The following is a 24,548-nucleotide window of genomic DNA, read 5'->3' as shown; positions in this document are numbered from 1 at the left end:
CGCACGCGCGCCCGGCAGTGACCTACGCCAGGCTGATCCTCACGCCTCGAGGCTCGCCCCGGCGGGCGCGAGCACGGCCTGGTCGGCAGCGACCTTGCCCGCGATCCAGCCACGCGCATCCATCGGTGCGGCGGTCTGCTTCTCGGTCTGCGGGAACAATCGCTCGAACTCGTCGTTGACGGCAGCGTCCTGCGCCGCGAGGATCGGCAGCAGGTCCTGGCCGTCCTGGCGCTTGCGGCGCGCCTCCTCGGCCATGGTGTGCTCGCCCACCTGCTGCAAGCGTTGCCCCACCCGCACCGCGTAGGCGAACAGGAATGCGCGGCGGAAGCTCGCCGAGCGGGTCGCGGGATCCTTGCTGGACTCACCGATCGCCGTCATCGATCGGGTGGCCTGCACGAGTGTCGATTCGTAGAGCAGCCCGACCTGCCGCAGATCCACCGGTGTTCCCACAGCGGTGGCGACCGAGTACTCGGCATCCCACACCACCCGCACCCGGTTCGCGAGCGCGATCTCGTGCAGCAGATGCACCTTGGACTTGGTGTAGGGGTTCTCGATGTGGACGCGCCGGGTCACCACGTCCGTGCGGTCCACGGTCGCGCTGAGGATCGCCGCGTCGATCGCGTAGCGCGTCATCAGTTCCTGCGCCTTCGCCGTGAACGCCTCCGCCTCGCCCTGGTAGGTCGTTGCCTCGGCCTTGGCGAGCAGGCCCCGCACCCGGTTCAGCACGCGCGGCTCCACCGTGGGCGCGCTGGCATCGGTGTCGATCCGCTGCTCCGGCCACTGCGACGGCGTCGCGCACACCACGGGCCACACCGGCAGGTCATGCCACTGGCCAAGGAGCGCGAGCACCGACTGCCAATCGGTGTGCAGCACCTGCGGGTAGTCGATCATCAGCAGGAACGGTCGGCCGGCAGGATTGTGCACGGCCGCGCGGCGCATGGTCCCGGCCAGGCGGGGGAACGACTGCTCGACCTCGCGCAGCTGCTCGACCCACGGCAGTGGAGCACGGTGCTCGGCGTTCGCGAGCACTGCTTGATGCGTCACCGTCGCGACCGCGAGCTCGAGCACTGGTGCGGCATGCGCCCGGCGCACCACGTGCACCACGTCGAGCGGCTGCCAGCCATGCTCGTACAGCGAGTCCATCGCGGCGAGCAGCAGCTCGGACGCCACCCGGGTGGCCAGCCATGGCTCCCGGCCCGCATCGATGGCAGCGAGCCGGTCGGCGATGCTCGTGGCATGCGCGCGCGAGCGGCGGCTGCCGACACTGGCATGCGCGCCGTCGAGGACCATCTCCATGACGAGGGTGTGCGCGTCGGTGCCGGGGCGGACAATGCCGCCGGGCCAGCTCCACTGCTCCTCGGTGTCCGCATTGCGCGCGCTGCCCCCGTGGCTGGCGGAGGCGGAATCCTGGGGCTGGCCGGGGCGGCGCGTCGCCCAGGAGGGGAAGCGCAGCCGCGCGCCGAGCGCGCCCAGCGCGGAATCGCCCTGGCCTTGCCCGCGCTGTGCCTGATCGCGCTGGGCCTGGTCTCGCCGGCCTGGGCTGCCGTTGTCCTCGGAGGTCGTCCCCATGGCAGTGCAGTATGCCTGTATCCGCCGATGAGGTGTGGGAGCGACGCAGCCGCGACATCAAAGGTTCACCAGCCGCACGGCGCTCCCAGGCACTGCGGTTGGGATTCCCCGTGCATGACCGAATAGGCTTGGGGCATGTCTACCCGAGTGCTCACGGCGGTTGCGTGGCCCTACACCAACGGCCCCCGCCACATTGGCCACGTTTCCGGCTTCGGCGTCCCGTCGGACGTTTTCGCCCGCTACCAGCGAATGGCCGGCAACGACGTGCTGATGGTCTCGGGCACCGACGAGCACGGCACCCCCATCCTCGTGCAGGCCGAGCAGGAGGGCACCACGCCCCAGGAGCTCGCTGACCGGTACAACCGCGTCATCGTCGACGACCTCGCTGGCCTGGGCCTGAGCTACGACCTGTTCACCCGCACCACCACGCGCAACCACTACGCGGTGGTGCAGGAACTCTTCCGTACCTTGCACAAGAACGGCTACCTCGTCCCCAAGACCACCACCGGGGCGATCAGTCCCTCCACTGGGCGGACGCTGCCCGACCGCTACGTCGAGGGCACCTGCCCGATCTGTGGCTACGACGGCGCGCGCGGCGACCAGTGCGACAACTGCGGCAACCAGCTCGACCCGATCGACCTGATCAATCCGCGCTCCAAGCTCAATGGCGAGACGCCGAAGTTCATCGAGACCGAGCACTTCTTCCTCGATCTGCCGTCCCTTGCCGGGGCGCTGGAGATCTGGCTCAAGGGCCGCACCGAATGGCGCCCGAACGTGCTGCGGTTCAGCCTCAACCTCATCGAGAACCTGCGGCCCCGCGCGATGAGCCGTGACATCGACTGGGGCGTGCCCATCCCGCTCGATGGCTGGCAGGACCGTCCCGACAAGAAGCTGTACGTATGGTTCGACGCCGTCATCGGCTATCTGTCCGCGAGCATCGAGTGGGCCGTGCGCACCGGCAATCCTGATGCGTGGCGCCAGTGGTGGACCGACCCCGAGGCCGTGTCCTACTACTTCATGGGCAAGGACAACATCACCTTCCACTCGCAGATCTGGCCCTCCGAGCTGCTCGGCTACCGTGGCGCCGGGGAGCACGGCGGCGAGCCCGGCATGTTCGGCGAGCTCAACCTGCCCACCGAGGTCGTCTCCAGCGAGTTCCTCACCATGAGCGGCTCCAAGTTCTCCACCAGCCGCGGCACCGTCATCTATGTCCGTGACTTCCTGCGGGACTTCGGCCCCGACGCGCTGCGCTATTTCATCTCCGTCGCCGGTCCGGAATCCCAGGACACCGACTTCACCTGGGACGAGTTCATCCGTCGCACCAACTTCGAGCTCGCCAACGAATGGGGCAACCTCGTCAATCGCTCGGTGTCGATGGCGCAGAAGAACTTCGGCGAGATTCCCCGCCCCGCGACGCTGACCGACGCCGACGCCGAGCTGCTCCGCACCGCGGAGGCCGCGTTCGAGACTGCCGGGGCCCACCTGCGACGCAGCCGTTTCCGCGCCGCCGCCACCGAGGGCATGCGCGTCGTCACCGCCGCCAACCGGTACATCTCCGCGCTCGAGCCGTGGAAGCTCGCCAAGGATCCCGACCAGCGCGACCGCCTCGCCACCGTCCTGCACACCTCGCTGCAGGTCGTCTCGGATGCCAACACCCTGCTCACCCCCTTCCTGCCGCATGCCTCGCAGCAGGTCCACGAGGCGCTCGGTGGCACCGGCGTGTGGGCGGCCCAGCCCGAGGTGCACGAGGTGGAGGACAACACCGCCCGCACCGCGCCGGTTGGCGCCAACCTTCCCAAGGAAGGACGCAGCTATCCCGTCATCATGGGTGACTACGCCAGCGAGAAGGCCCGGTGGGAGCGCACCAGCATCACGCCCGGAACGCCACTGAGCAAGCCGAGGCCCCTGTTCGCCAAGCTCGACCCCGAGATCGGCGAGACCGGCCCCGAGTGGGCACCGATCAAGAAGTGAGGCCCTGATGGGATCAAGCAAGCGCGAAGCACCCCCGCTTCCCGAGCGGCTTGCCCCGATCATCGACGCGCACACCCACCTCGACGCGTGCGGTGCCCATGATGAGGAGTCGCTCCGTGCCATCGTGGACCGCGCGGACAGCGCCGGGGTAGGAACCATCGTCACCGTGGCCGATGACCTCGACGCCGCCGAGAACGCTGTGCGCTTCGCCCACTGGGACGATCGCGTGCACGCCGCCGTTGCGCTGCACCCCACCCGTGCCAACGCGCTCGACGATCACGCCCGCGCGCGCATCGAGGAGCTCGCTCTCGACGAGCGCACCGTCGCCGTGGGGGAGACCGGTCTCGACTGGTACTGGCCCGGCAAGCTCGAGGGCTGCGCCACCCGTAGCGAGCAGGAGGATGCGTTCCGCTGGCACATCGACCTCGCCAAGCGGATCGGCAAGCCACTGATGCTGCACAACCGCGAGGCCGACGATGACCTCGTGCGCGTCCTGCTGTCCGAGGGCCCGCCGGAGAGCGTCATCTTCCACTGCTTCTCCTCGGGGCCGTCCATGGCGCGCACCTGCCTCGATCACGGCTGGATCCTCAGCCTCTCGGGCACCGTCAGCTTCCGCAACGCCCGCGACCTGCACGAGGCGGCCCTGCTCATCCCGCACGAGCAGATGATGGTCGAGACCGACGCGCCCTACCTGACGCCGCACCCCTACCGCGGCGCGCCCAACCAGTCGTACTGCCTGCCCTACACCGTGCGCGCGCTCGCGGAGCTGCGCGGCGAGGCGCCCGAGGATGTGGCGGCGGGGACCACGGCCACCGCGCGGCGGGTGTATCGGCTCTAGGGGGCCTGCTGCCAGTTAGGGAGGCTGTAGCCAGCCGCAAACGCGATAGAAGCTGCCGGGAATCGGGCGCCGCTTCTATCGCGTTTGGTGTTTTCCGGTGCGTTTGCGGTGGTGACGGCGGCGCAGGGCCGCCCAAGCCTGCGCGTCCCACGGGCCCCCTCGCAGCCCGGTTAGTAACACTGCCTGTTATCTAAGCGTGATTGCTGGCGTTAGCTGCTGCTTGCACAGCGGTGGCCCCGATCACAGTAGCAAGCACGGGGCCCATGGGGCTGGAGTGGTTGCAGGTGTTGCCCAGGGCCAGGTATTGAGCTGGTAAAAGACCAGTTCAGAGCTACTATCTCGGGCCGGTTGGGCACCATAAATCCCATATGCACCCCAGTAAACCTGATCTGTTTTGCACTGTGGGTCGCGTCTCATTCCGGGCAAAACGCTTGCTCCAGCTAGCACTGGCTCGTTACGGTTCTGTTATCGAACAGCCGGGATGGAGATGCCCGACAGGGGAGAGCAACGGCGCTCGCACCAACCCCTTCATCTCTTGCTCGGACACTCGTACACGCAAAGGTCAGGAACACAATGTCGCGCTCCACCACCCTCGCCGCCCTCAGCCCCAAGTCCAAGAAGGTCCAGATCGTCGCCGGTGGGCTCCTGCTCACCATGGCCGCCGGAACCGGCACCGCGATGGCGATGCAGAAGGACGTCACCATCGAGGTCGACGGCGAGACCCAGACCGTCTCCACGTTCAGTGGCGACGTCGAGGGCGCACTCTCGGCAGCAGGCTTCGACCTGACCGAGCACGACATCGTGGTTCCCGCACCGAGCACCGACATCGACAGCGGCGCCACCATCACCCTGCAGAAGGCGAAGCTGCTCACCCTCAACATCGACGGCGAGATCCGCGAGGTCTGGACCACCGCCCAGACCGTCGAGGAAGCACTCGCCCAGCTCGACCTCACCAACCGCGAGCTCGGCGTCTCCGCCTCGCGCTCCGAGCGCCTCCCGATCGACGGCCTCGAGCTCGCCGTGACCACGCCGAAGCCCGTCACCATCACCGATGGCGCCAACACCTTCGAGCACGTCACCACCGGCATGACCGTCGAGGATGTCCTCGCCGAGGTCGGTGCCCCGCTCGATGGCTTCGACGCCGTCACTCCGCACCAGCGCACCGTCGTCACCGAGGGCATGGAGATCGCTGTCGATCGCCTCCGCCTGGTCCGCGAGACCCTCGAGGAGGAGGTCGCGCCGACCGAGGAGATCATCGAGGATCCGTCGATGCTCGAGGGCGAGAGCCGCATCGAGGTCGCCGGCACCCCGGGCCGCGCCACCAACACCTACATGGTCGTGCACAACAGCGACGGCGAGTCCGGCCGCACCCGCGTCGCCACCGACATCAGCGCCGAGGCCAAGCCCACGGTCGTCCGCAAGGGCACCAAGCCCCGCCCGGCCGCGCCCGCCATCAGCAACGGCAGCACCTGGGACGCCCTCGCGCAGTGCGAGTCCAACGGCAACTGGTCCATCAACACCGGCAACGGCTACTATGGCGGCCTGCAGTTCTCGCAGGGCACCTGGGCGGCGCACGGCGGCACCCAGTACGCGCCCACCGCCAACCTCGCCACCCGCGAGCAGCAGATCGCCACGGCCGAGAAGGTCCGCGCGACCCAGGGCTGGGGCGCATGGCCGGCCTGCTCCTCCAAGCTTGGACTGCGCTGATCCCAGCCCGAACGTCCTCGCGGCCCGCAGCCGCCTGACCGCACGATGAGGCCGCACTGAACACCACGCGCCAGCACGAGAACCCCGAGCCCACCGGTTCGGGGTTCTCGCATGCTGTGAACCTGCTCGGTCCCGCCGATATCCGCGTTCTCGCCGAGCAGCTCGGGCTCCGGCCCACCAAGCAGTGGGGCCAGAACTTCGTGCACGACGCCAACACCGTCCGGCGCATCGTCACCAGCGCCGCCGTCGCGCCGGGCGAGACCGTCCTCGAGGTGGGGCCGGGCCTCGGCTCGCTGACCCTCGCGCTCATCGCGGCCGGGCATCCGGTGGTGGCCGTGGAGATCGACCCCGCGCTCGCCGCGCAGCTCCCCGCGACGCTGGCCGCCCGCGCCCCCGAACACACCGATCAGCTCGCGGTGGTGCAGGCCGACGCGCTGCGCGTGCGGCGCGACGACCTTCCCGAGGGCAGCCGTGATCCCGCCGCGATCGTGGCGAACCTGCCGTACAACGTGGCCGTGCCGGTCATCCTGCACCTGCTCGCCGAGCTGCCCAGCGTGCGGACCGTCCTGGTCATGGTCCAGGCGGAGGTCGCCGACCGGCTCGCCGCGCCCCCCGGCGGCCGCACCTACGGCGTGCCGAGCGCGAAGGCCGCCTACTACGGCGAGGTGCGCCGCGCCGGATCCGTCGGCAGGGCCGTGTTCTGGCCCGCGCCCAACGTCGACTCCGGCCTCGTCCGCATCACCCGCCACGCGGCCCCGCCCTGGTCGATGGAGCCTGCCGTGCGGCGCGCTGTGTTCACCCTCATCGATGCCGCGTTCGCGCAGCGCCGCAAGACCCTGCGCTCCGCCCTCGCGGGCTGGGCAGGCAGCGCGCAGGAGGCCGAGCGCATCCTGCGCAGCGCCGGCGTCGAGCCATCGGAGCGGGGAGAGAAGCTCGGCATCGCCGATTTCGTCCGCATCGCCGCCGTCGCGGCCGCGGGAGCCACGCCCCCGCGCGATCCGGGGCGCGACGCACCACCGAGCGACGACTAGGCTGATGCACCGTGCTTCATGTCGTTGATGCCCCCATCGTTGCCCGCGCCCCCGCGAAGGTGAACCTCCACCTCGCCGTGGGTGACCTGCGCGACGACGGCTACCACGAGCTCACCACCGTCTACCAGGCACTGTCGCTGCACGATGAGATCACCGTCCGCGCCGCCGACGCGATCTCCATCTCGGTGCGCGGCGAGGGCGCCGACGACGTGCCCCTCGGCTCGACCAACCTGGTGTGGCAGGCCGCCGAGCTCATGGCCGAGCAGGCCGGGCACGGCAAGCGTGGACCGCGCGCGGAGATCGCCATCACCAAGGGCATCCCCGTCGCTGGTGGCCTCGCCGGTGGCAGCGCGGATGCCGCCGCCACCCTCGTGGCGCTCAACGAGCTGTGGCAGCTCGAGCTCACCCGCCCAGAGCTGCTTGACCTCGCCGCCCGCCTCGGCAGCGACGTGCCTTTCTCCCTCAGCGGAGGCACCAGCGTCGGCGTGGGCCGGGGAGAGCAACTCCTGCCCGTGCTGTCGCGCAACACGTACCACTGGGTGCTCGCCTTCGCGAAGGGCGGACTGAGCACGCCCGCGGTATACCGGGAGCTCGACCGGCTGCGCGCGGTGGGCGCCCCGCCGCGCATCGGCGCCGCTGACGACCTGATGCACGCGCTCGCCGCTGGCGACCCGCAGCAGCTCGCGCCGCTGCTCGGCAATGACCTGCAGGCCGCAGCGATCTCGCTGATGCCCGCCCTGCGCCGCACCCTGCGCGCGGGCCGGGACGCCGGTGCGCTCGCCGCTATCGTCTCCGGCTCCGGGCCCACCTGCGCGTTCCTGTGCGCGGACGAGGACGATGCCATCAACGTCAGCGTCGAGGTCTCCTCGACCGGGGTCTGCCGCACCGTGCGCACTGCCACCGGACCGGTGCCCGGCGCCCGGCTCGTCACCGCGCCACCTCCGCGCCCCCCGCGCCGCGAACCTGCACCAACCCAGCCCGATGACGATCTCGATCCCGTAGAAGGAGGCGCCTGAGTGGCGAACCTGGTCAACCTGGAGAACGTCACCAAGTCATTCGGGGTGAAGCCACTGCTCGACGAGGTCTCCCTCGGCGTGCGCGAGGGCCAGCGCATCGGTGTCGTCGGCCTCAATGGTGGCGGCAAGACAACGTTGCTCGAGATCCTCGCCGGGGTCGCCGATGCGGACAGTGGCCGGGTCAGCCGCCGCAACGATGTCCGCATCGCGGTGGTCACGCAGCGCAGCGAGCTGCCGCCGGGGATCTCCATCGGCGAGACCATCTTCGGCCCCCTGGGCATGGCTGAGCACGAGTGGGCCTCCGACGCGCGCATCCGAGGCATCCTCACCGGCATCGGGCTGCGCGAGGCCCAGCGTCACCTCGACACACCCGTCGACACCCTCTCGGGCGGGGAGCGCCGTCGTGTGGCCCTCGCCGCCGCGCTCGTGCAGGAGCTCGACCTGCTCATCCTCGACGAGCCCACCAACCACCTCGATGTCGAGGGCGTGCAATGGCTCGCCGAGCACCTCGTGGGCCGCCGCTGCGCGCTCGTCGTCGTCACGCACGATCGCTGGTTCCTCGACGCCGTCGCCACCGAGACATGGGAAGTGGTCGGCGGGCAGGTCGAGACCTACGAGGGCGGCTACAACGACTGGATCTTCGCCCGCGCCGAGCGTGCCCGCATCGCCGACACGCAGGAGGAGCGCCGCCGCAACCTAGCGCGCAAGGAGCTCGCCTGGCTGCGCCGCGGTCCGCAAGCGCGCACCTCTAAGCCCCGCTACCGCGTGGAGGCAGCCGAGGCGCTGATCGCGAACGTGCCGCCGCCCCGTGACACGGTGAGCCTCTCGGCGTTCGCCAGCAAGCGGCTCGGCAACGTCGTCATCGAGCTCGAGGACGTTACCCTCGCCACCCCGGACGATCGTGTCCTCCTCGACCACGTCACCTGGCGGCTCGCGCCCGGCGAGCGCATCGGCCTCGTCGGCATCAACGGCTCCGGCAAGACCACTCTCCTGCGCGCACTCGGCGGCGAGGCCACTCTCCAGACTGGTCGACGCATCCAAGGCACCACCGTGCGGCTCGGCTGGCTCCGCCAGGAGCTCGACGACCTGCCCACCGGCATGCGCGTGCTCGAAGCCGTCGAGGATGTCGGCCAGCGCGTGGTCCTCGGTGACAAGGAGCTCTCCGCCTCGCAGCTCGCCGAGCGCCTCGGCTTCCCCCCGGCCCGCCAATGGACGCCCGTCGTCGACCTCTCCGGCGGCGAGCGGCGGCGGCTGCAGCTCACCCGCATCCTGATGTCCGAGCCCAACGTGCTGCTGCTCGACGAGCCCACCAACGACCTCGATATCGACACCCTCCAGCAGCTCGAGGACCTCCTCGACAGCTGGCCGGGCACCCTCGTCGTCATCAGTCACGACCGGTACCTCATCGAGCGGATCTGCGACTCCGTGCACGCCCTGTTCGGCGACGGGCACCTCACCCACCTGCCGCGTGGTATCGAGCAATACCTCGAGCGCCGCGCCCGCGACATCAGCGAGGCCGCCGCGCCTGCGGGCACGCCCGGCGAGAAGCCAGCCGGTGCGCAATCAGGGGGAGCATCACGGGACGGCATCGCTGACCGCGCCGCCCAGAAGGAGCTCTCCCGCCTCGAGCGCGCCATCGCCAAGCTCGATAAGCAGCAAGCCACCCTCCACGAGAAGCTCGCCGCCGCCGCCACCGACCCCGAGCGGGCCATGGAACTGCACACCGAGCTGCGCGCCCGCGAGACCGAGCAGGCCGAGCTCGAGGAGAAATGGCTCGAGCTCGCCGAGGAGTGGGGCTGAACCTGCCCCGCGAGCAGGGTGGCGGCGAGTAGCCTCGGGGCATGGCTGGCAAGAAGTCCGCGAAGCATGAGGGCAAGCATCCGGCGCGGGAGAAGAAGATGCCCCGCGAGCTGTATGAGCGCGAGCTCGAGCGGCTGCAGTCGGAGCTCGTATCCATGCAGCACTGGGTGCAGGAGTCGGGATCACGCGTGGTCGCGATCTTCGAGGGACGCGATGCGGCGGGCAAGGGCTCGGCGATCAAGCGCATCACCGAGTACCTGAACCCGCGCCATTGCCGGGTGGTGGCCCTGCCCGCGCCGACGGAGCGCGAGCGCGGCGAATGGTACTTCCAGCGCTACATCAAGCACTTGCCCGCGGCGGGAGAGATCGTGCTGATGGATCGCTCCTGGTACAACCGGGCCGGCGTGGAGCGGGTGATGGGCTTCTGCACCACCGACGAGTACCGGAAGTTCCTGCACCAGGTGCCGATCTTCGAGCGCCTGCTCGTCGAGGACGGCATCATCCTCAACAAGTACTGGTTCTCCGTGTCGGACGTGGAGCAGGAGCGACGGTTCCATTCGCGGCTGAATGATCCGCTGCGGCAGTGGAAGCTCTCGCCGATGGACCTGCAGTCGATCGTGCGGTGGGAGGACTACTCGCGCGCGAAGGACGAGATGTTCGTGCACACCGACATCCCCGAGGCGCGCTGGCACACCGTCGAGGGCGAGCACAAGCGCAATTCCCGCATCAACGTCATCAACCATTTGCTGGAGTCGGTGCCGTACGAGCATGTGCAGCCACCGTCGGTGACGATCCCGCCGCGACCGGTCGCCCACAACTACGAGCGCCCCCCGCGCGACCAGTTCCGCTACGTCCATGATCTTGCCGGTGACCTGATGCGCGAGGCCGCCGCGGCCACCAACGGGTCCGCTGGCAAGAAAACAGCGGGCATGAAGCCAGCGAGCAAGAGCACGAAGCAAGCAGCAGGGAAGTGATCCACTACTGATGAGCACCCCGCAGACCAGCGCGCCCGCCGGGTTCCCCCGGCCCGGAGCCGTCCCGTACCTCACCGTCAGCGGTGCCAGCGAGGCCCTCACCTGGTACAGCAAGGTGTTCGACGCGAAGATCCTGGGAACACCCATCACCATGGAGGATGGCCGCATCGGGCATGCCGAGCTCGCCATCGGCGAAGGCGTGATCTACGTCGCCGAGGAGTTCCCCGAGATGGGCCTGACCGCGCCCCGCACCGGCACCGCCTCGGTGAGCCTGATGATCCCCGTCGACGACCCCGACCTCGTGCTCACCCACGCCCGAGAGGCCGGTGGCCGGGTCGAGCGCTGGACATACGAGAGCCACGGGCAGCGCAACGCGTCCCTCATCGATCCGTTCGGGCATCGCTGGCTGCTCGCCGCGCCTCTCGGCGGCGTCCTCCACCAGGGCGATATCGCGGCGTTCACGCTGTGCTGCCCCGATGCCGATATCGCGGCCCGCTTCTACGGCGCCGTCCTCGGCTGGGACACCACCACCGACGGCAACGGCTTCACCGTCGAGAATGCCACCGTGCCGATCCGCATCGAGGGCGGGCACCACCGCACCGTGCTGCGCTGCGCCTACGCTGTGCCCGACGTCGAGGCCGCCCGCCAGCGCGTCCTCGACGCCGGGGGAGCAGTGGAGGCCACCGTGTGCCACACCTACGACGGCATCTCCTTCGAGCTCGTGGGAACCGATTCCGCGCAGCGCCGGCCCTCCATCAACGGCGAAGGACCCGGCGACCCCGCGTACATCACCCTGGAATGCGACGACCCCGACCGGGCCCGCGCGTTCTACGAGCAAGTGGTGGGCTGGACGTTCGACGGCAGCGAGGATCGCGGCGGCTACGAGATGCCCGGCGTGCACCCGATGACAGGCCTCACCCGGGCAGCGACCACCACCATCACCCCGATGTGGCGCGTCGAGGATGCGATCGCCGCAGCAGATGTCGTCACCAGCAATGGCGGCGAGATCCTCGCCGGCCCCGAGGCCCGCGAGTACGGCGTGGCAGCGCACTGCCGCGACCCCCAGGGCGGTCGCTTCTACCTCGGCTCCTGACCCGGCGGCGCTTCCTGGGGCAGAATCGGTAGCGCGCACCGCACGGAAGGGAACCTGACTCATGCCCTCGGTCATCCAGCAAGCCCTCGGATCCCGGTTCGAGCGACTCCACCCCAAGGTGCAATGGCGCTTCGCGCTCGCCTCATCCGGTCATCGCCGCCAGATCGGCACAGGCGTGATGGAGGAGATGAGCCATTCGCTGGCGATCCCCGCGCCCATGGCCTGGATGCTGGGGGCGCGCCGCGTCGCTCCCGCCCACACCGGCTACGACATCCCCTTCACCGTCGAGAACTACGCCTATCTCGACGATGCGGGGCGCGAGACCTATTCCTACGTCCGCACGTTCGACTTCGGTCGCCGCACCAGCAAGATGGACTCGGTGATGGTGCCCAGCAGCATCGGTGCCAGTGTCATCGACTACCTCGGGGCCGCGCCGGACATGGCCGTGCGCACCCAGGTGTGGGTCGATGCCGACGGAGGACTGCGCCTCACCAGCGGACCGCCCCGCTTCCTCGTGCCGCTCCAGCCGCGCCTGCCCGCTCTCGCCTCCGCCACCACCGAGGCGCGCGAATGGTGGGATGCGAAGAAGAAGCGCCACGGCATCCAGGTGGAGGTGCGCAACCCCGTGCTCGGGCGCATGTTCTTCTACCTCGGGCATTTCACCGTCACCGAGGAGGACTGCCCGCCCGGCCGCATCCCGGCGCGCGCCCGCACGAAGAAGCTCGTGACTGCTGAGTAGGGGGGCCTAGCGGTGCGGGCCTGGCTGCGCGGGGCCTGGGTGCGCGGGGGCTGGCTGCAAACGCGATAGAAGCGGCGGGAAATCCGGCGAATTTTCTATCGCGTTTGGCGGCTTCCGGTGCGTTTGCCACCTCGGGACGCCTGCGGCCCAACCGCAGCCCCGCACCCACCAGCCCTACGACGCGACGGGGCGCCCGCTGATCATCGAGATGCGATTCCAGGAGTTGATCATCACCGCGATCCAGGAGACCGCGACGAACTGGTCGTGCGACAGCACCATGCGGGCCTCGCGCACCACCTTGGCGGGCACGTCCTGGCCGGGCAGCTCCGTGATCGACTCGGCCAGCGACAGCGCGGCCCGCTCCAGCGAGGTGAACATTCCCGAGCGGCGCCACAGTGGCAGCACAGCGAGGCGATCCTGGTCCTCGCCAGCCTCCACGGCCTCGGCGGAATGGTGCTGCAACGCATGCACGCACCCGTTCATCTGCGATACCCGGATCTTCAGCAGCTCGGTCAGGCCGTGGGGGATCCCGGACTGGCGGGCGATCGTCGAGACCTCCTGGTTGAGCGAGATCAAGCCCAGGTAGGTGCCCGACGACGGATCCGCCACATCGACCCGATGATTTTCGCTCATGGCACACCACCCTATTGCGTCGCTGCTGCCCCCGGGGCGGGGTAGCGTCGGTGCCGACCCTACAGATACGGAAACGAAACGAGGACATCGTGCCGGATCACGCGCCCACCTCCACAGTGACCGCCCGGACGAGCCAATCAGCCGGGATCCTTGAGCTAGACAAGCCCAAGGCCCTCAATGCCCTCGATCCCGGCATGATCCGCGATTTGCAGCGCGCGCTCGATGCCTGGCGCGACGATAGCGCCGTCCGCTCGGTCATCATCCGCAGTGCCAGCCCGCGGGCGTTCTGCGCGGGCGGGGATATCCGTGCCATCCGCACAGCGGTTCTCGAGGGCCGGCACGATGATGCCCATGCGTTCTTCCGCGAGGAGTACAACCTCAACGAGACCATCGCGACGTATCCCAAGCCGTTCATCGCACTGATCGACGGCGCCGCCATGGGAGGCGGCCTTGGTGTGTCCATCCACGGCAGCATCCGCGTCGTCACCGAGAACGCGCTGATGGCGATGCCCGAGACGGCGATCGGGTTCTTCCCCGATATCGGGGCCAGCTACTTCCTGCCGCGGCTCGCGATCAACAATCACGGTGCCCTCGCGCTCGGCAAGTACCTCGGCTTGACCGGGGCCCGCGTGCGTGCCGCCGATGCGCTCGCCTGCGGCCTCGCCACCCACCATGTGCCCAGCGCGCGGCTCGGCGAGCTCACGGAGGCGCTCGCGGCAACCAGTGATCCGGCCGCGGTCGTGGCATCGTTCGTCACCGATCCGGGGCCTGCCCCGCTCGCTGCGGTCCTCGACGATGTGGAGAAGTGCTTCTCCGCCACCACGGTCACCGGCATCATCGAGCGCCTCTCCGCAGGCAGCTCCGAGTGGCACCGCGAGACCCTCGCCGCGCTCGAGGCGGTGTCGCCGCGCAGCGCATGGATCACCTCCCGCCTCGTCGAGCGAGGTGCCGTCTCCACGCTGCGCGAATGCCTCGACCGCGAGCTCGCGCTGACCGTGACGGTCACCCGGCACCCCGACTTCGCGGAGGGCGTGCGCGCGGTGCTCGTGGACAAGGACCGCAATCCAGCGTGGACGCCAGCAACCCTCGCGGAGCTCGATCCCGCCGATATCGACGCCGTGCTGCTCTAGGCCGGTGGTGCGCTAGCCGGCGGTGGCGACTGTGGCCGAAGCCGCCACGGATAGTTGGCGCAGCCGCTACCTCTCGTCCCCAGCTGCCACCGATACCGCCCAGCTGCCACCGGTATTTCGGTGGCAGCTGGCGCTAAGGGTGGGAGGAGCCTGCTAGCGGTGGCAGCTGGTCGAGGCATGCTCGCTAGGGCTAGATCCGAGCGCGGCAATGTCTCGAGATCCCGCTAGCTAGTCGGCGGCGGCGACGAGCGGCTCGAGGGTCAGCTTGGGGAACTCCTTCTGGATGAATTGAAGTCGCCACTTGTCGCTGATGAGGGCGAGCAGCACGCCGTCGCTGCGGGTGAATACCTCGATGCCGCGCTGCCGGTTGAGCTCGACGGCGGACTCGGCGTCGGTGCGGCGGGCGAGGCTGTAGGGCAGGCGGTCGAACTGCGTCTCCACGGAGAACTCGGTGGTCATGCGGGCGGTGACGACCTCGAACTGCATCGGGCCGACAGCCGCGAGGACCGGCGAGGCATCGCCGCGGACGTCGTTGCGCAGCACCTGCACGACACCCTCGGAGTCGAGCTGGTCGATGGCCTTGCGGAACTGCTTGTACTTGCCCGCGCTGGTGGCGCGGAGCACCGCGAAGTGCTCGGGCGCGAACTGCGGGATGGGCGGGTATTCCACGGCTTTGCCGGTGTAGAGGGTGTGGCCGGGGGCGAGCGCGGTGGCGTTGACGAGGCCGACGACGTCGCCGGGGTAGGCGGACTCGACGGTGGAGCGATCGCGGCCGAACATGGTCTGCGCGTACTTGGTGGTGAAGGGCCGCCCGGTCTGCGCGTGGGTGACGACCATGCCGCGCTCGAACTCGCCGGAGACGATCCGCATGAAGGCGATGCGGTCGCGGTGCGCGGTATCCATGCCAGCCTGGACCTTGAACACGACGGCGGAGAAGTCGTCGGTGACCTCGCGGTGCTGCTCGCCGATATCGTCGCGGCCGCGGGGCGGCGGGGCGAGGTCGACGAGGGTGTCGAGGAGCTGGCGCACGCCGAAGTTCAGCATCGCTGAGGCGAAGAGCACGGGGGAGGTCTCCCCGGCGAGGAAGCGCTGCTGATCGTGGTCCTGCTCGGTGGCGGAGAGCAGCTCGCTCTCCTCCACAGCGGTCTCCCAGTCCTCGCCCTCGGTGGCGAGGGCCTTCTCTGTGTCGAGGTGCACCTCGGGGGCGATGGTGGCGCCGCCGGCGGTGCGGGTGAACTTGATGTACTCCTCGGGCGCTCCGTCGGTGCCGCGGCGCAGGATTCCCTTGAAGTCCCCGGCGATGCCGACCGGCAGGAACAGTGGGGTGGGGACGAGCCCGATGCGCTCGCCGATCTCGTCGAGCAGCTCGAGCACGCTGCGGCCTGGGCGGTCCCACTTGTTCATGACGGTGATGATGGGGATGCCACGGTGCTTGCAAACCTGGAACAGCTTCAGGGTCTGCGGCTCGAGGCCCTTGGCCGAGTCGATGAGCATGACGGCGCAGTCCACGGCGGTGAGGACGCGGTAGGTGTCCTCGGAGAAGTCGGCGTGGCCGGGGGTGTCCACGAGGTTGATGACGCAGTCGGTGGGCTCGCTGTAGGTGCCGGCGGAGCGGTAGTTGAACTGCAGGGCGGTGGAGCTGACGGAGATGCCGCGGGCCTTCTCCATCTCCATCCAGTCCGACACCGTCGACTTTCGGCCGGCCTTGCCGTGCACCGCGCCCGCTTGCGAGATCATGTGGGCGTGCAGGGCGAGCGCCTCGGTAAGGGTGGACTTGCCGGCGTCGGGGTGGGAGATGACGGCAAAGGTGCGGCGCTTGGCCGCTTCGACCGCAACACCGCTTCCGGGGCCTCGTGGCGCGTCGCCGGATGCGGTCGTGGGCTGGTCGATTTCGGTCACCGTGCGTTCCTTGCTGATGAGTCATGCCGCCGTGAGCGGGATGGGGTGTCGTGCGTCCTCAGCAAGGGTACTCGTCGGCCCGAGCGCGCCAGAATCGTCCACAAGCGGTGGGTCACGGTTGTGACACACCCTGGACCGTGCCACGTAACGTGGCGTATACAACAAGGGGTACTCAAACATGAGGGTTCCTTCGCGTAACCGCCGGGCCCGCCGCATGTCTCTAGGAGAGAACGTTGTCTCGCTTCACGGACGAAATGTATGACACTGCCGCCACCAGCAAGTCGGGCCTGGTCACCGGCGAGCCGAATGCCCCGTTGCGGCAGACCTGGGGCGAGGTGCACGAGGTGGCGCGCCGCATGGCAGGCGGGCTCGCGAAAGCCGGGATCGGCCACGGTGACGCGGTGGGCATCCTCGCGGGCCAGCCGGTGGAGATCGCCCCGGCCGTGCAATCGATCTGGATGCGCGGCGCCTCGGTGACGATGCTGCACCAGCCCACGCCGCGCACCAACCTCGCGCACTGGGCCGAGGAGACGCAGCTGGTGATCGAGATGATCAAGGCTCGCGCGGTCGTCATCAGTGCCCCGTTCGAGCCGGTCGTGCCCGTGCTCGAGCAGCGCGGCATCACTGTCCTCACGATCGAGCAGTTGCAGGGCAATTCGCCGATCGATCCGGTGGAGACCGCGGAGCAGGATACGGCGCTGCTGCAGCTGACGTCGGGATCGACCGGTTCGCCGAAGGCCGTGCGGATCACGCACGAGAACTTCCACACCAACGCTCATGCGATGCTGGCTGCCGCCAAGTACGACTACGACAACGATGTGATGGTCAGCTGGCTGCCGCTGTTCCACGACATGGGCATGGTCGGGTTCCTCACCACGCCGATGCAGATGGGCTGCGAGACGATCAACGTGACCCCGCTGGACTTCCTCCAGGCGCCGTTGCTGTGGGCGGAGCTGATCACCAAGTACCGGGGAACCATCACCTCCGCGCCGAACTTCGCGTGGTCGTTGCTCGCCCGCAGGCTGCGCCAGGCCCCGGAGGGTGCCTACGACCTGTCCGCGATGAAGGTCGCGATGAGCGGCGCCGAGCCCATCGATCCCGACACGATGGAGAACCTGCTCGAGGCTGGCGCGCGCTTCGGCCTGCCCCGCGAGGCGCTCGTTCCGGCGTATGGCATGGCCGAGACCACCCTGGCCATCTCGTTCGCCAACGTCGGCGAGGGCATGAAGGTCGATGTCGTGGACGCGGACCTGCTCGAGGGCATGCACAACGCCGTTCCCGCTACCAAGGGCAATCTGCGTCGGCTCGTGCAGCTCGGCCCCCTCGTGCCAAACCTCGAGGGCCGTGTCGTCGATTCCGATGGGACGGTGCTGCCCGCGCGCGGCGTGGGCACGATCGAGGTTCGTGGCAAGGCCGTCAGCCCGGGATACATCACCGTTGACGGCGAGAAGCCCACCCAGGATGCCGACGGCTGGCTCAACACTGGTGATATCGGCTACTTCACCGAGGACGCCGAGATCGTGGTGTGCGGCCGCGCGAAGGACGTCATCATCATGGGTGGCCGCAACATCTATCCGACGGATATCGAGCGCGCGGCGGGAACAGTCGAGGGCGTGCGTCCCGGTGCGGCGGTCGCGGTGCGGCTCGATGCGGGGGAGCGGCGCGAGAGCTTCGCCGTGGCGGTCGAGACCAAGGCGCATGACGATCCCGATGAGGTGGCGCGCATCCACCACGATGTGGTTCACGCTGTGTTCGCGGAGGTCGGGGTGCGGCCGCGCACTGTCGCGGTGCTCGCGCCGGGAAGCATCCCCAAGACGCCTTCGGGCAAGCTGCGCCGGTCGAGCTCGGCGAACCTCGTCGCTGACTGACTCTCGTGATCCGCGCGCCCGCGCCGGCCCTAGGGGGTTGTCGCGGGCGCGCGGCGCTGCGTGGCCTGCTCCACGAGCGGGACAAGCACCCGCCTCACGTCGGAGAGGGGCGTGGTGCTGCGCGCGGCGAAGCTGCGAGCGATGGCGCCCTCGATCGTCGCGATGATGCTGGAGCCGAGCGGGCCCGCGGCATCCTGCGGTGTTCCGTGCTCGGCGAGCGCGGCGGCAAGCAGGCTGGACCATTGCTCGAGCGCCGTGGTGGCTGCCGCCTGGATGGTGGGCTCGGAGGGGCCGCTCTGGGCGGCCGCGAGGACGGGGCACCCCTGGGCAAAGCTGGTCGAGCCCAGCGTGGTGATCCAGTCATCGATGAGCGAGCCGACGGCGCTGGCTGGGTCGCCCTGGGCGAGGGCGCGCTCGATCTGGTTGCCGATGGTGTGGCCGGAGAGGAGTGTTGCCTGCTCCATGAGCTCGGACTTGCCGCCGGGGAAGTGCTGGTAGAGCGACCCGCGAGCGGTCTTGCTGTGCTCGAGCAGCTCGGCCAGGCCGGTGGCATGGACGCCGCGCTCACGCATCAGGGCGATGGCGCTGGCGAGCAAGCGCTCCCGGGGTCCTTGTGCCATGGCGCACACCTCCCATCTATGGACCATCTGGTCTATGCCAGGGTACGCTGCCGGAAGAGATAGACCGAGTGGTCTATCGGTGAGGAGCGTCAACGATGACTAGCAACCAACTCCCCAGCGGCCTCGAGCTGCTCAAGTCGATCACCACGGCCAAGGACAGGCCCACCGGCATCTGGTCCCTGCTCGGCATGGACGGCGCCGAGATCAACGAGGGGGAGGTGTCGTTCACCATCACCACCCGCCCGGACTTCGCCAACCCCCTCGGCACCGTCCACGGCGGGATCTGCGCGACCCTGCTCGACTCCGTGATGGGGTGCGCCGTCCATTCCACTCTCGGCCCCGGCGTCGGCTACAGCACCCTCGAGCTCAAGGTCAACTACATCCGCATGGTGCCCACGGATGGCCGGAGGCTCATCGGCACCGGCTTGGTCATCCACGGCGGCCGCTCCACCGCGACAGCCGAAGGGCGCGTCGTCGATGACCAGGGGCGCCTCGTCGCGCACGGGACCACCACCTGCCTGATCCACTCGCCGCAGTAGGGCTGGCGCAGTAGGGCTGGCGCAGCAGCTACTTGGCGTGCACCTGGTTCTGGGCCGCCTCGAGCCCGAGATCGATGAGCGCCTCGACGGCATCGGCGGCTTCCTCGACCACGACGCCGAGCAGGTCTCGCTCGGCCTTCGCGAACGGCTTGAGCACGTACGCGGCGGCATCCATGCGCCCCGGCGGGCGCCCAACGCCGATGCGTACCCGTAGGTAATCGCGGGTACCGAGGTGCTGGGTGAGCGAGCGCAGGCCGTTGTGCCCGCCCTCGCCGCCGCCCCGCTTGAGCCGGATCGTCCCGAGATCAAGATCGAGGTCGTCGTGGATCGCGATGACCTGCTCGGCGGGCACGGATAGGTACTTGGCGAGCGCGCCGACCGATTGCCCCGAGAGGTTCATGTAGGAGCGCGGCTTCATCACGATCAGCTTCTCGCCCCCGTGCCGTGACTCGGCGACGTCGGCCTTGCTCGCTTTGTGGACCGACCAGCGGGCGGAGCCCCGATCGGCGAGCGCATCCGCCACGAGGAAGCCCACGTTGTGGCGGGTCAGCTCATACTTCGGGCCTGGATTGCCGAGCCCGGCAACGATGGTCGTCACGTCATGGTGCCTTTCCGTGCGGACGAGGGCTAGCTGGCGCGGCAAGCAGCCGGGGCGGCGCGCCAGTCCTTCGGCACGCCGCCCCAACTGTAGCTAACCGGTCAGCGGAGCCCGTGGATCACGCTGGCCGGAACCGGGATCACTCCTCGCTGGAGGACTCCTCGCCAGTGGCCGGCTCGGCGGCGTCCTCGTCCTCGTCGCCGTAGTCCTCGTCACGGGCCCCGGTCACGTTCACGATGAGGGTGTCGGGATCGATGTCGAGCTCGCAGTCAGCAGGCAGCACGATGTCGCTCGCCAGGATCTGGGTGCCCGCCACGGCGCCCTCGACCGAGACCTCGAACTCCTCGGGAATGTTGAACACATCCGCGAGGACCGGCACGGAGGAGGCGTCGAGTGCGGCCACGGTGTCCGGGGCGGAGTCGCCGACGACAACGATCGGGATGTCGACGCTGACCTTCTCGCCCTTGCGCACGACGAGCAGGTCGACGTGCTGGATGACGGGGCGGATCGGGTGCGCGACAACCGACTTGACCAGCGCGAGGTGCTTCGTGCCGTTGACGTCGAGCGCAAGGATGGCGTTGGTGCCATGGTTGCGGAGCACGGCAGCGAAGTCGAGGGCCGGGAGCAGCAGGTGCAGCGGATCGGCGCCGTGGCCGTACATGACGGCGGGGATCTTGAAGGCGACGCGCGCGCGGCGCGACGGGCCCTTGCCGAACTCGGTGCGCTCCTCGGCAGTGAGATTGATGCGATCAGCCATCGTGATGCTCCTTGGTCGTTTCTCCGGGAAGTCTCCCTGGCATGGTCCCCTCGGAGGGAACCAGCGGGGGACCTGTGGTGTAGTCCCGCACGAGAACGCACAAGAGCATCGAGGCCCGATGCATGTAGTGCCTACTCAGCCGCGTCGATAACGGGGCATGACTGCCACCCTCGCCGAGACAACCACGCCATCGTAGCGGTTGCTGGCGGCCGGCGCGAAATCAGGCTCGCATCAGGGATGCACCTCGGTGTGATCGACCTGCATCATCACCTGCGGGTCAGTGTTGGTGACCATCGGGGAGAGCAGGTCGGCGGCGAGCATGCCCGGATCGCGCGGGGGCGGCTCATCACCGATCATGCAGGACGTGGCGTGGCGGTAGACCCCCGGGAACGGAACCTCGATCTCGAGCCGCGCCGTGCCCCACGGTGGGGCGACCACAAAAGGTGGCATCCCGATATGGGAGATCGGCAGTCCGAAGAATTGCGCGGCAGCGAAGCACGACAATGGCTCGCTGCGATCATTGCGGAACTCGAACACCAGGACGCGGCCCTCGGCGGTGACCGAGGCGTCCGGCGCGGGCAGCTCGGGGGCGACCTGCTGCTGCGGCGCGGGAGGCTCGGCGCCCGGCTGGGCGTGCGCGATCGCGGGGGTCGCTGCGGCGAGCATCAGGAGGGGTGCATGAAGCAGGGCAGCGCGTGCCGTCCTCGACCGTGCGCTGCTCGTGGCCCGGGGTGCTGCTCGACGGAGAATCATGCACGGGATGCTAGGGGCTCGCGCTCGCCCGTGGTGCTGATGCGGCGGGATGGTTGCCAACCGTTATGAGCGCGGCTCCCACGATCGAGCCAGCACGAGCGAAGCGCCCGGGCGCGCAGTCTCCTGCTGGCCCGGGCGCTTCGCTGGATGCCTAGGCGCTGCCGTCGAACAGCGACGTGACGGAGCCGTTCTCGAAGACCTCGCGGATGGTTTGCGCGAGCAGCGGAGCGATGGATAGCACGGTCAGCTGCTCGAAATCCTTCTCGGGAGCCATCGGCAGCGTGTTGGTGACGATGACTTCCTTGGCGCCGCAGTTCGCGAGCCGCTCGGAGGCCGGATCGGACAGCACCCCGTGGGTCGTGGCGATGACGACATCGCCGGCGCCGGAATCCTTGAGCAGGCCGACGGCGCCTGCGATGGTGCCACCGGTGTCGATCATGTCGTCGATCAGGATGCAGGTGCGCCCCTCGACCTCGCCGACGACACGGTTGGACTTGACCTGGTTGGGCACCAACGGATCACGGGTCTTGTGGATGAACGCCAGCGGCGCGCCGCCGAGCAGGTCGGCCCACTTCTCCGCGACGCGCACGCGCCCCGAATCGGGGGAGACCACCGTGATCTTGTCGAGCGAGTAGTTCTTCGCCACGTGGCCAGCGAGCTGGGGAGCGGCGCGCATGTGATCGACGGGGCCATCGAAGAAGCCCTGGATCTGATCAGTGTGCAGGTCAACGGTGATGATGCGGTCGGCACCAGCGGTCTTGAGCAGGTCCGCCACCAGGCGGGCGGAGATGGGCTCGCGGCCACGATGCTTCTTGTCCTGCCGCGCGTACGGGAAGAACGGCAGCACCGCGGTGATGCGCTTGGCCGAGCCGCGCTTGAGCGCATCGATCATGATCAACTGCTCCATGAGCCAGTTGTTCAGCGGATAGGGGTGCGATTGGATGACAAAGGCATCGCAGCCGCGCACCGACTCCTCGAACCGCACGAAGATCTCGCCATTGGCGAAGTCCCGCGCGGTCTGGGGGGTGACGTGGGTGTCGAGTTCCTTCGCAACCTCTTCGGCCAGCTCCGGGTGTGCTCGCCCGGAGAACAGCATCAGGTTCTTCTGGTTGTCAACGGAAAATGCGCTCACTCGATCCCGCCATCCTCGATCGGTTGTGTTGGGTTGTTCGTTTCATGCCGTGCCTTCGCCGCAGCCTTCGCCGCGCCGGTTCCCGGTCGATTCTGCTCGACCCAGCCTTCGATATTGCGCTGCCTGCCACCCGACACCGCGAGCGCCCCGGGCGGGACATCGTCCTTCACTACAGTACCGGCGCCCGTATAGGCGCCATCACCAATGCGTACCGGGGCGACGAACATCGTGTCAGACCCCGCGCGGACATGCGAGCCCACCACGGTGCGGCTCTTGCTCACGCCGTCATAGTTGACGAACACGCTCGAAGCGCCGATGTTCGTGTGCTCGCCAATGGTGGCATCACCCACGTAGGTCAGGTGCGGCACCTTCGAGTGCGCCCCGATATCCACATGCTTGGTCTCGACGTAGGCGCCGATCTTGCAATGATCCCCGATCACCGACTTCGGCCGCAGGTAGGAGAACGGCCCGACGACCGTGGCAGCGCCAACGATCGCGCGCTCCCCGTGCGAGCGGATGATCCGAGCGCCCTCGCCGACCTGCACATCAGTGAGCGTCGAGTCCGGGCCCACCTCGGCGCGATCCCCGATCACCGTGCTGCCGCGCAGCTGCACGCCAGGCTCGATCGTCACATCGCGCCCGATCCGCACCTCCACATCCACCCACGTCGTATCGGGATCGATCACATCGACGCCCGCGCGCATCCAGTCCTCGAGGATGCGCCGGTTGAGCTCCTTGCGCAGCGCAGCGAGCTGCACGCGATCATTCGCCCCCGCCACCAGGTGCGGATCGTCGAGGACCATGCCGCGGACGATGCGACCAGCGCTGCGAGCAATGGCGATCACATCGGTCAGGTACAGCTCGCCCTGCGCGTTATCGGAGCCCAGCTCGGCGAGCGCGGACCGCAGCACCTGTGCATCGAAGGCATAGACGCCCGAGTTGACCTCGGTGATGCGGCGCTGCTCCTCGGTGGCATCGGCCTCCTCGACGATCCGCGCGACCAGGCCCTCTTCGTCGCGCACGATGCGACCATAGCCCCGTGGTCGCGGCGCCTCGAACGACATCACTGTCACCGCGGCGTCCGTGCCATGCGCCGCCAGCAGATCAGCCAGCGCGGACGACGTCAGCAGCGGCACGTCCCCCGCAGTGACCAGGACCGTTCCCTGGAAATCCTGGGGCAGTGCGGCGAGGCCGCATTCCACGGCATGGCCGGTGCCGTTCTGCTCCTCCTGCACAGCGGTGGCGATCTCCCGGTCGATTTCCTCCGAGAGCCCCTTGACCTCAGCGATGACCTTGTCCCGCTGGTGGCCGACCACCGCGATGATCGACTCGGGCCGCACCCCGGCAGCCGCGTGCACCGCGTGCCCCACCATGCTGCGGCCACCAATGCGGTGCAGCACCTTCGGCAGATCCGACTTCATCCGCGTCCCTGCCCCGGCCGCGAGGACGATCACAGCGGTGCCGGCCCTCGCTTCCTGGCCCGGTGGAACGACGGACACTCGGGGGGTCTGCGGCATTGGTCTCCCTTGCTCGCTGCGAAACCGGACACGCGCGGACTGGGCCATCGAGCACCTCTCCGGCTGCCCAGGGAACCGCAGCACCCGTGCAGGCACCATTCCGGGGTGGACCAGTCGCGCCGAACGTCGATAATACGCAGGATATGCCCCAAGCTCGAACGGCGTGCCAGGAACCACGAGGATCACCGCTCGCAGGCCGTGGCCCGCCAAGCAGGAACCCAGCGGGGAACAGAGTGTCGCCAACCTGTCAATCTCCGGCTCCGCGCGCACGCTGCGGGAATAGACTGGAAGGACCAGGCACAACGCCGTCCAGCCCGCGGCAACGAACATGGAAACCCAACCGATCGGCCAAGCACGACAGCCC

At 68.9% G+C, this 24,548-nt stretch carries 21 protein-coding genes; 12 read left to right on the top strand and 9 right to left on the bottom strand.

Annotation, left to right across the window (positions count from 1 at the left end):
• Window positions 1-39: 39 nt before the first annotated feature.
• A complete protein-coding gene (locus FXO18_RS10350; RefSeq protein WP_149361035.1) occupies window positions 40-1,569 on the bottom strand; it encodes a DUF2786 domain-containing protein in 1,530 nt (509 codons plus the stop codon).
• A gap of 135 nt (window positions 1,570-1,704) precedes the next feature.
• On the opposite strand from FXO18_RS10350, the gene metG reads away from it, so the two are divergent.
• The 9 genes from metG to FXO18_RS10305 all read left to right on the top strand — a co-directional run bounded on the left by metG (window position 1,705) and on the right by FXO18_RS10305 (window position 12,738).
• On the top strand, window positions 1,705-3,540 hold the full coding sequence (gene metG / locus FXO18_RS10345) for a methionine--tRNA ligase (protein WP_149361034.1): 1,836 nt from the start codon (window positions 1,705-1,707) through the stop codon (window positions 3,538-3,540).
• Window positions 3,541-3,547: 7 nt separating this feature from the next.
• Window positions 3,548-4,378, top strand: coding sequence for a TatD family hydrolase (locus tag FXO18_RS10340; protein ID WP_149361033.1), 831 nt, complete (start codon window positions 3,548-3,550; stop codon window positions 4,376-4,378).
• A 573-nt stretch (window positions 4,379-4,951) separates the two neighbouring features.
• The gene (locus tag FXO18_RS16215) at window positions 4,952-6,085 is read left to right on the top strand and encodes a transglycosylase family protein (protein WP_149361032.1); all 1,134 of its coding nucleotides are present in this window, start codon (window positions 4,952-4,954) and stop codon (window positions 6,083-6,085) included.
• Window positions 6,086-6,201: 116 nt separating this feature from the next.
• Complete coding sequence (gene rsmA, locus FXO18_RS10330; protein ID WP_149361031.1) at window positions 6,202-7,116, top strand: 16S rRNA (adenine(1518)-N(6)/adenine(1519)-N(6))-dimethyltransferase RsmA; 915 nt, start codon at window positions 6,202-6,204, stop codon at window positions 7,114-7,116.
• 11 nt (window positions 7,117-7,127) lie between these two features.
• Complete coding sequence (locus FXO18_RS10325) at window positions 7,128-8,132, top strand: 4-(cytidine 5'-diphospho)-2-C-methyl-D-erythritol kinase (protein ID WP_149361030.1); 1,005 nt, start codon at window positions 7,128-7,130, stop codon at window positions 8,130-8,132.
• Complete coding sequence (locus FXO18_RS10320; protein ID WP_149361029.1) at window positions 8,133-9,932, top strand: ABC-F family ATP-binding cassette domain-containing protein; 1,800 nt, start codon at window positions 8,133-8,135, stop codon at window positions 9,930-9,932.
• A gap of 41 nt (window positions 9,933-9,973) precedes the next feature.
• Window positions 9,974-10,906, top strand: coding sequence for a polyphosphate kinase 2 (ppk2, locus tag FXO18_RS10315; RefSeq protein ID WP_149361028.1), 933 nt, complete (start codon window positions 9,974-9,976; stop codon window positions 10,904-10,906).
• Between the two features lie 10 nt (window positions 10,907-10,916).
• Complete coding sequence (locus tag FXO18_RS10310; protein ID WP_149361027.1) at window positions 10,917-11,999, top strand: VOC family protein; 1,083 nt, start codon at window positions 10,917-10,919, stop codon at window positions 11,997-11,999.
• A 61-nt stretch (window positions 12,000-12,060) separates the two neighbouring features.
• On the top strand, window positions 12,061-12,738 hold the full coding sequence (locus FXO18_RS10305; protein ID WP_149361026.1) for a DUF4166 domain-containing protein: 678 nt from the start codon (window positions 12,061-12,063) through the stop codon (window positions 12,736-12,738).
• A gap of 174 nt (window positions 12,739-12,912) precedes the next feature.
• On the opposite strand, the gene FXO18_RS10300 is transcribed toward FXO18_RS10305, so the two are convergent.
• Window positions 12,913-13,371 carry a carboxymuconolactone decarboxylase family protein gene (locus tag FXO18_RS10300; RefSeq protein WP_149361025.1) on the bottom strand — a complete coding sequence of 153 codons (459 nt, stop codon included), beginning with the start codon at window positions 13,369-13,371 and terminating at the stop codon, window positions 12,913-12,915.
• A gap of 89 nt (window positions 13,372-13,460) precedes the next feature.
• Between FXO18_RS10300 and FXO18_RS10295 the strand changes: the two genes are divergently transcribed.
• Window positions 13,461-14,501: an enoyl-CoA hydratase/isomerase family protein gene (locus FXO18_RS10295; protein WP_235900600.1), complete on the top strand. Its 1,041-nt coding sequence runs from the start codon at window positions 13,461-13,463 to the stop codon at window positions 14,499-14,501.
• Window positions 14,502-14,729: 228 nt separating this feature from the next.
• Here FXO18_RS10295 and FXO18_RS10290 read toward each other — a convergent pair whose 3' ends face one another.
• Window positions 14,730-16,391 (bottom strand): peptide chain release factor 3, encoded by a 1,662-nt coding sequence (locus FXO18_RS10290; protein ID WP_235900628.1) that lies wholly within the window; start codon window positions 16,389-16,391, stop codon window positions 14,730-14,732.
• Window positions 16,392-16,633: 242 nt separating this feature from the next.
• Here FXO18_RS10290 and FXO18_RS10285 point away from each other — a divergent pair, with 242 nt between their 5' ends.
• Window positions 16,634-18,268 carry a fatty acyl-AMP ligase gene (locus FXO18_RS10285; protein WP_149361023.1) on the top strand — a complete coding sequence of 545 codons (1,635 nt, stop codon included), beginning with the start codon at window positions 16,634-16,636 and terminating at the stop codon, window positions 18,266-18,268.
• Window positions 18,269-18,297: 29 nt separating this feature from the next.
• On the opposite strand, the gene FXO18_RS10280 is transcribed toward FXO18_RS10285, so the two are convergent.
• Window positions 18,298-18,888 (bottom strand): TetR/AcrR family transcriptional regulator, encoded by a 591-nt coding sequence (locus tag FXO18_RS10280; RefSeq protein WP_187774304.1) that lies wholly within the window; start codon window positions 18,886-18,888, stop codon window positions 18,298-18,300.
• Between the two features lie 95 nt (window positions 18,889-18,983).
• Between FXO18_RS10280 and FXO18_RS10275 the strand changes: the two genes are divergently transcribed.
• Window positions 18,984-19,427 (top strand): PaaI family thioesterase, encoded by a 444-nt coding sequence (locus FXO18_RS10275; RefSeq protein ID WP_149361021.1) that lies wholly within the window; start codon window positions 18,984-18,986, stop codon window positions 19,425-19,427.
• Between the two features lie 28 nt (window positions 19,428-19,455).
• Here the strand turns inward: FXO18_RS10275 and pth are convergent, their stop codons facing one another.
• From pth to glmU, 5 genes are all read right to left on the bottom strand, one after another.
• Window positions 19,456-20,025: an aminoacyl-tRNA hydrolase gene (pth, locus tag FXO18_RS10270; protein ID WP_149361020.1), complete on the bottom strand. Its 570-nt coding sequence runs from the start codon at window positions 20,023-20,025 to the stop codon at window positions 19,456-19,458.
• A gap of 139 nt (window positions 20,026-20,164) precedes the next feature.
• Window positions 20,165-20,782, bottom strand: coding sequence for a 50S ribosomal protein L25/general stress protein Ctc (locus FXO18_RS10265; RefSeq protein WP_149361019.1), 618 nt, complete (start codon window positions 20,780-20,782; stop codon window positions 20,165-20,167).
• 231 nt (window positions 20,783-21,013) lie between these two features.
• A complete protein-coding gene (locus FXO18_RS15955) occupies window positions 21,014-21,535 on the bottom strand; it encodes a hypothetical protein (protein ID WP_187774303.1) in 522 nt (173 codons plus the stop codon).
• Window positions 21,536-21,686: 151 nt separating this feature from the next.
• Window positions 21,687-22,667, bottom strand: a complete 981-nt coding sequence (locus tag FXO18_RS10250; protein ID WP_149361016.1) for a ribose-phosphate diphosphokinase — start codon at window positions 22,665-22,667, stop codon at window positions 21,687-21,689.
• Window positions 22,664-24,184: a bifunctional UDP-N-acetylglucosamine diphosphorylase/glucosamine-1-phosphate N-acetyltransferase GlmU gene (gene glmU / locus FXO18_RS10245; protein WP_149361015.1), complete on the bottom strand. Its 1,521-nt coding sequence runs from the start codon at window positions 24,182-24,184 to the stop codon at window positions 22,664-22,666. Before glmU ends, FXO18_RS10250 begins: the two co-directional genes overlap by 4 nt.
• Window positions 24,185-24,548: the final 364 nt, after the last annotated feature.

Origin of the sequence: Lolliginicoccus suaedae (assembly GCF_008312885.1) — a bacterium.
Taxonomy (GTDB): Bacteria; Actinomycetota; Actinomycetes; order Mycobacteriales; family Mycobacteriaceae; genus Lolliginicoccus; species Lolliginicoccus suaedae.
Note: the sequence above shows the minus strand (reverse complement) of the source record. Positions and strands in the feature narration are given on the sequence as shown.

What these genes read in the sequence shown, in the direction of transcription:
- FXO18_RS10350 (WP_149361035.1), bottom strand. Translation starts at nt 1,569, where the DNA reads ATGGGGACGACCTCCGAGGACAACGGCAGCCCAGGCCGGCGAGACCAG.
- metG (WP_149361034.1), top strand. Translation starts at nt 1,705, where the DNA reads ATGTCTACCCGAGTGCTCACGGCGGTTGCGTGGCCCTACACCAACGGC.
- FXO18_RS10340 (WP_149361033.1), top strand. Translation starts at nt 3,548, where the DNA reads ATGGGATCAAGCAAGCGCGAAGCACCCCCGCTTCCCGAGCGGCTTGCC.
- FXO18_RS16215 (WP_149361032.1), top strand. Translation starts at nt 4,952, where the DNA reads ATGTCGCGCTCCACCACCCTCGCCGCCCTCAGCCCCAAGTCCAAGAAG.
- ppk2 (WP_149361028.1), top strand. Translation starts at nt 9,974, where the DNA reads ATGGCTGGCAAGAAGTCCGCGAAGCATGAGGGCAAGCATCCGGCGCGG.
- FXO18_RS10310 (WP_149361027.1), top strand. Translation starts at nt 10,917, where the DNA reads ATGAGCACCCCGCAGACCAGCGCGCCCGCCGGGTTCCCCCGGCCCGGA.
- FXO18_RS10305 (WP_149361026.1), top strand. Translation starts at nt 12,061, where the DNA reads ATGCCCTCGGTCATCCAGCAAGCCCTCGGATCCCGGTTCGAGCGACTC.
- FXO18_RS10300 (WP_149361025.1), bottom strand. Translation starts at nt 13,371, where the DNA reads ATGAGCGAAAATCATCGGGTCGATGTGGCGGATCCGTCGTCGGGCACC.
- FXO18_RS10280 (WP_187774304.1), bottom strand. Translation starts at nt 18,888, where the DNA reads ATGGCACAAGGACCCCGGGAGCGCTTGCTCGCCAGCGCCATCGCCCTG.
- FXO18_RS10275 (WP_149361021.1), top strand. Translation starts at nt 18,984, where the DNA reads ATGACTAGCAACCAACTCCCCAGCGGCCTCGAGCTGCTCAAGTCGATC.
- FXO18_RS10265 (WP_149361019.1), bottom strand. Translation starts at nt 20,782, where the DNA reads ATGGCTGATCGCATCAATCTCACTGCCGAGGAGCGCACCGAGTTCGGC.
- FXO18_RS15955 (WP_187774303.1), bottom strand. Translation starts at nt 21,535, where the DNA reads ATGATTCTCCGTCGAGCAGCACCCCGGGCCACGAGCAGCGCACGGTCG.
- glmU (WP_149361015.1), bottom strand. Translation starts at nt 24,184, where the DNA reads ATGCCGCAGACCCCCCGAGTGTCCGTCGTTCCACCGGGCCAGGAAGCG.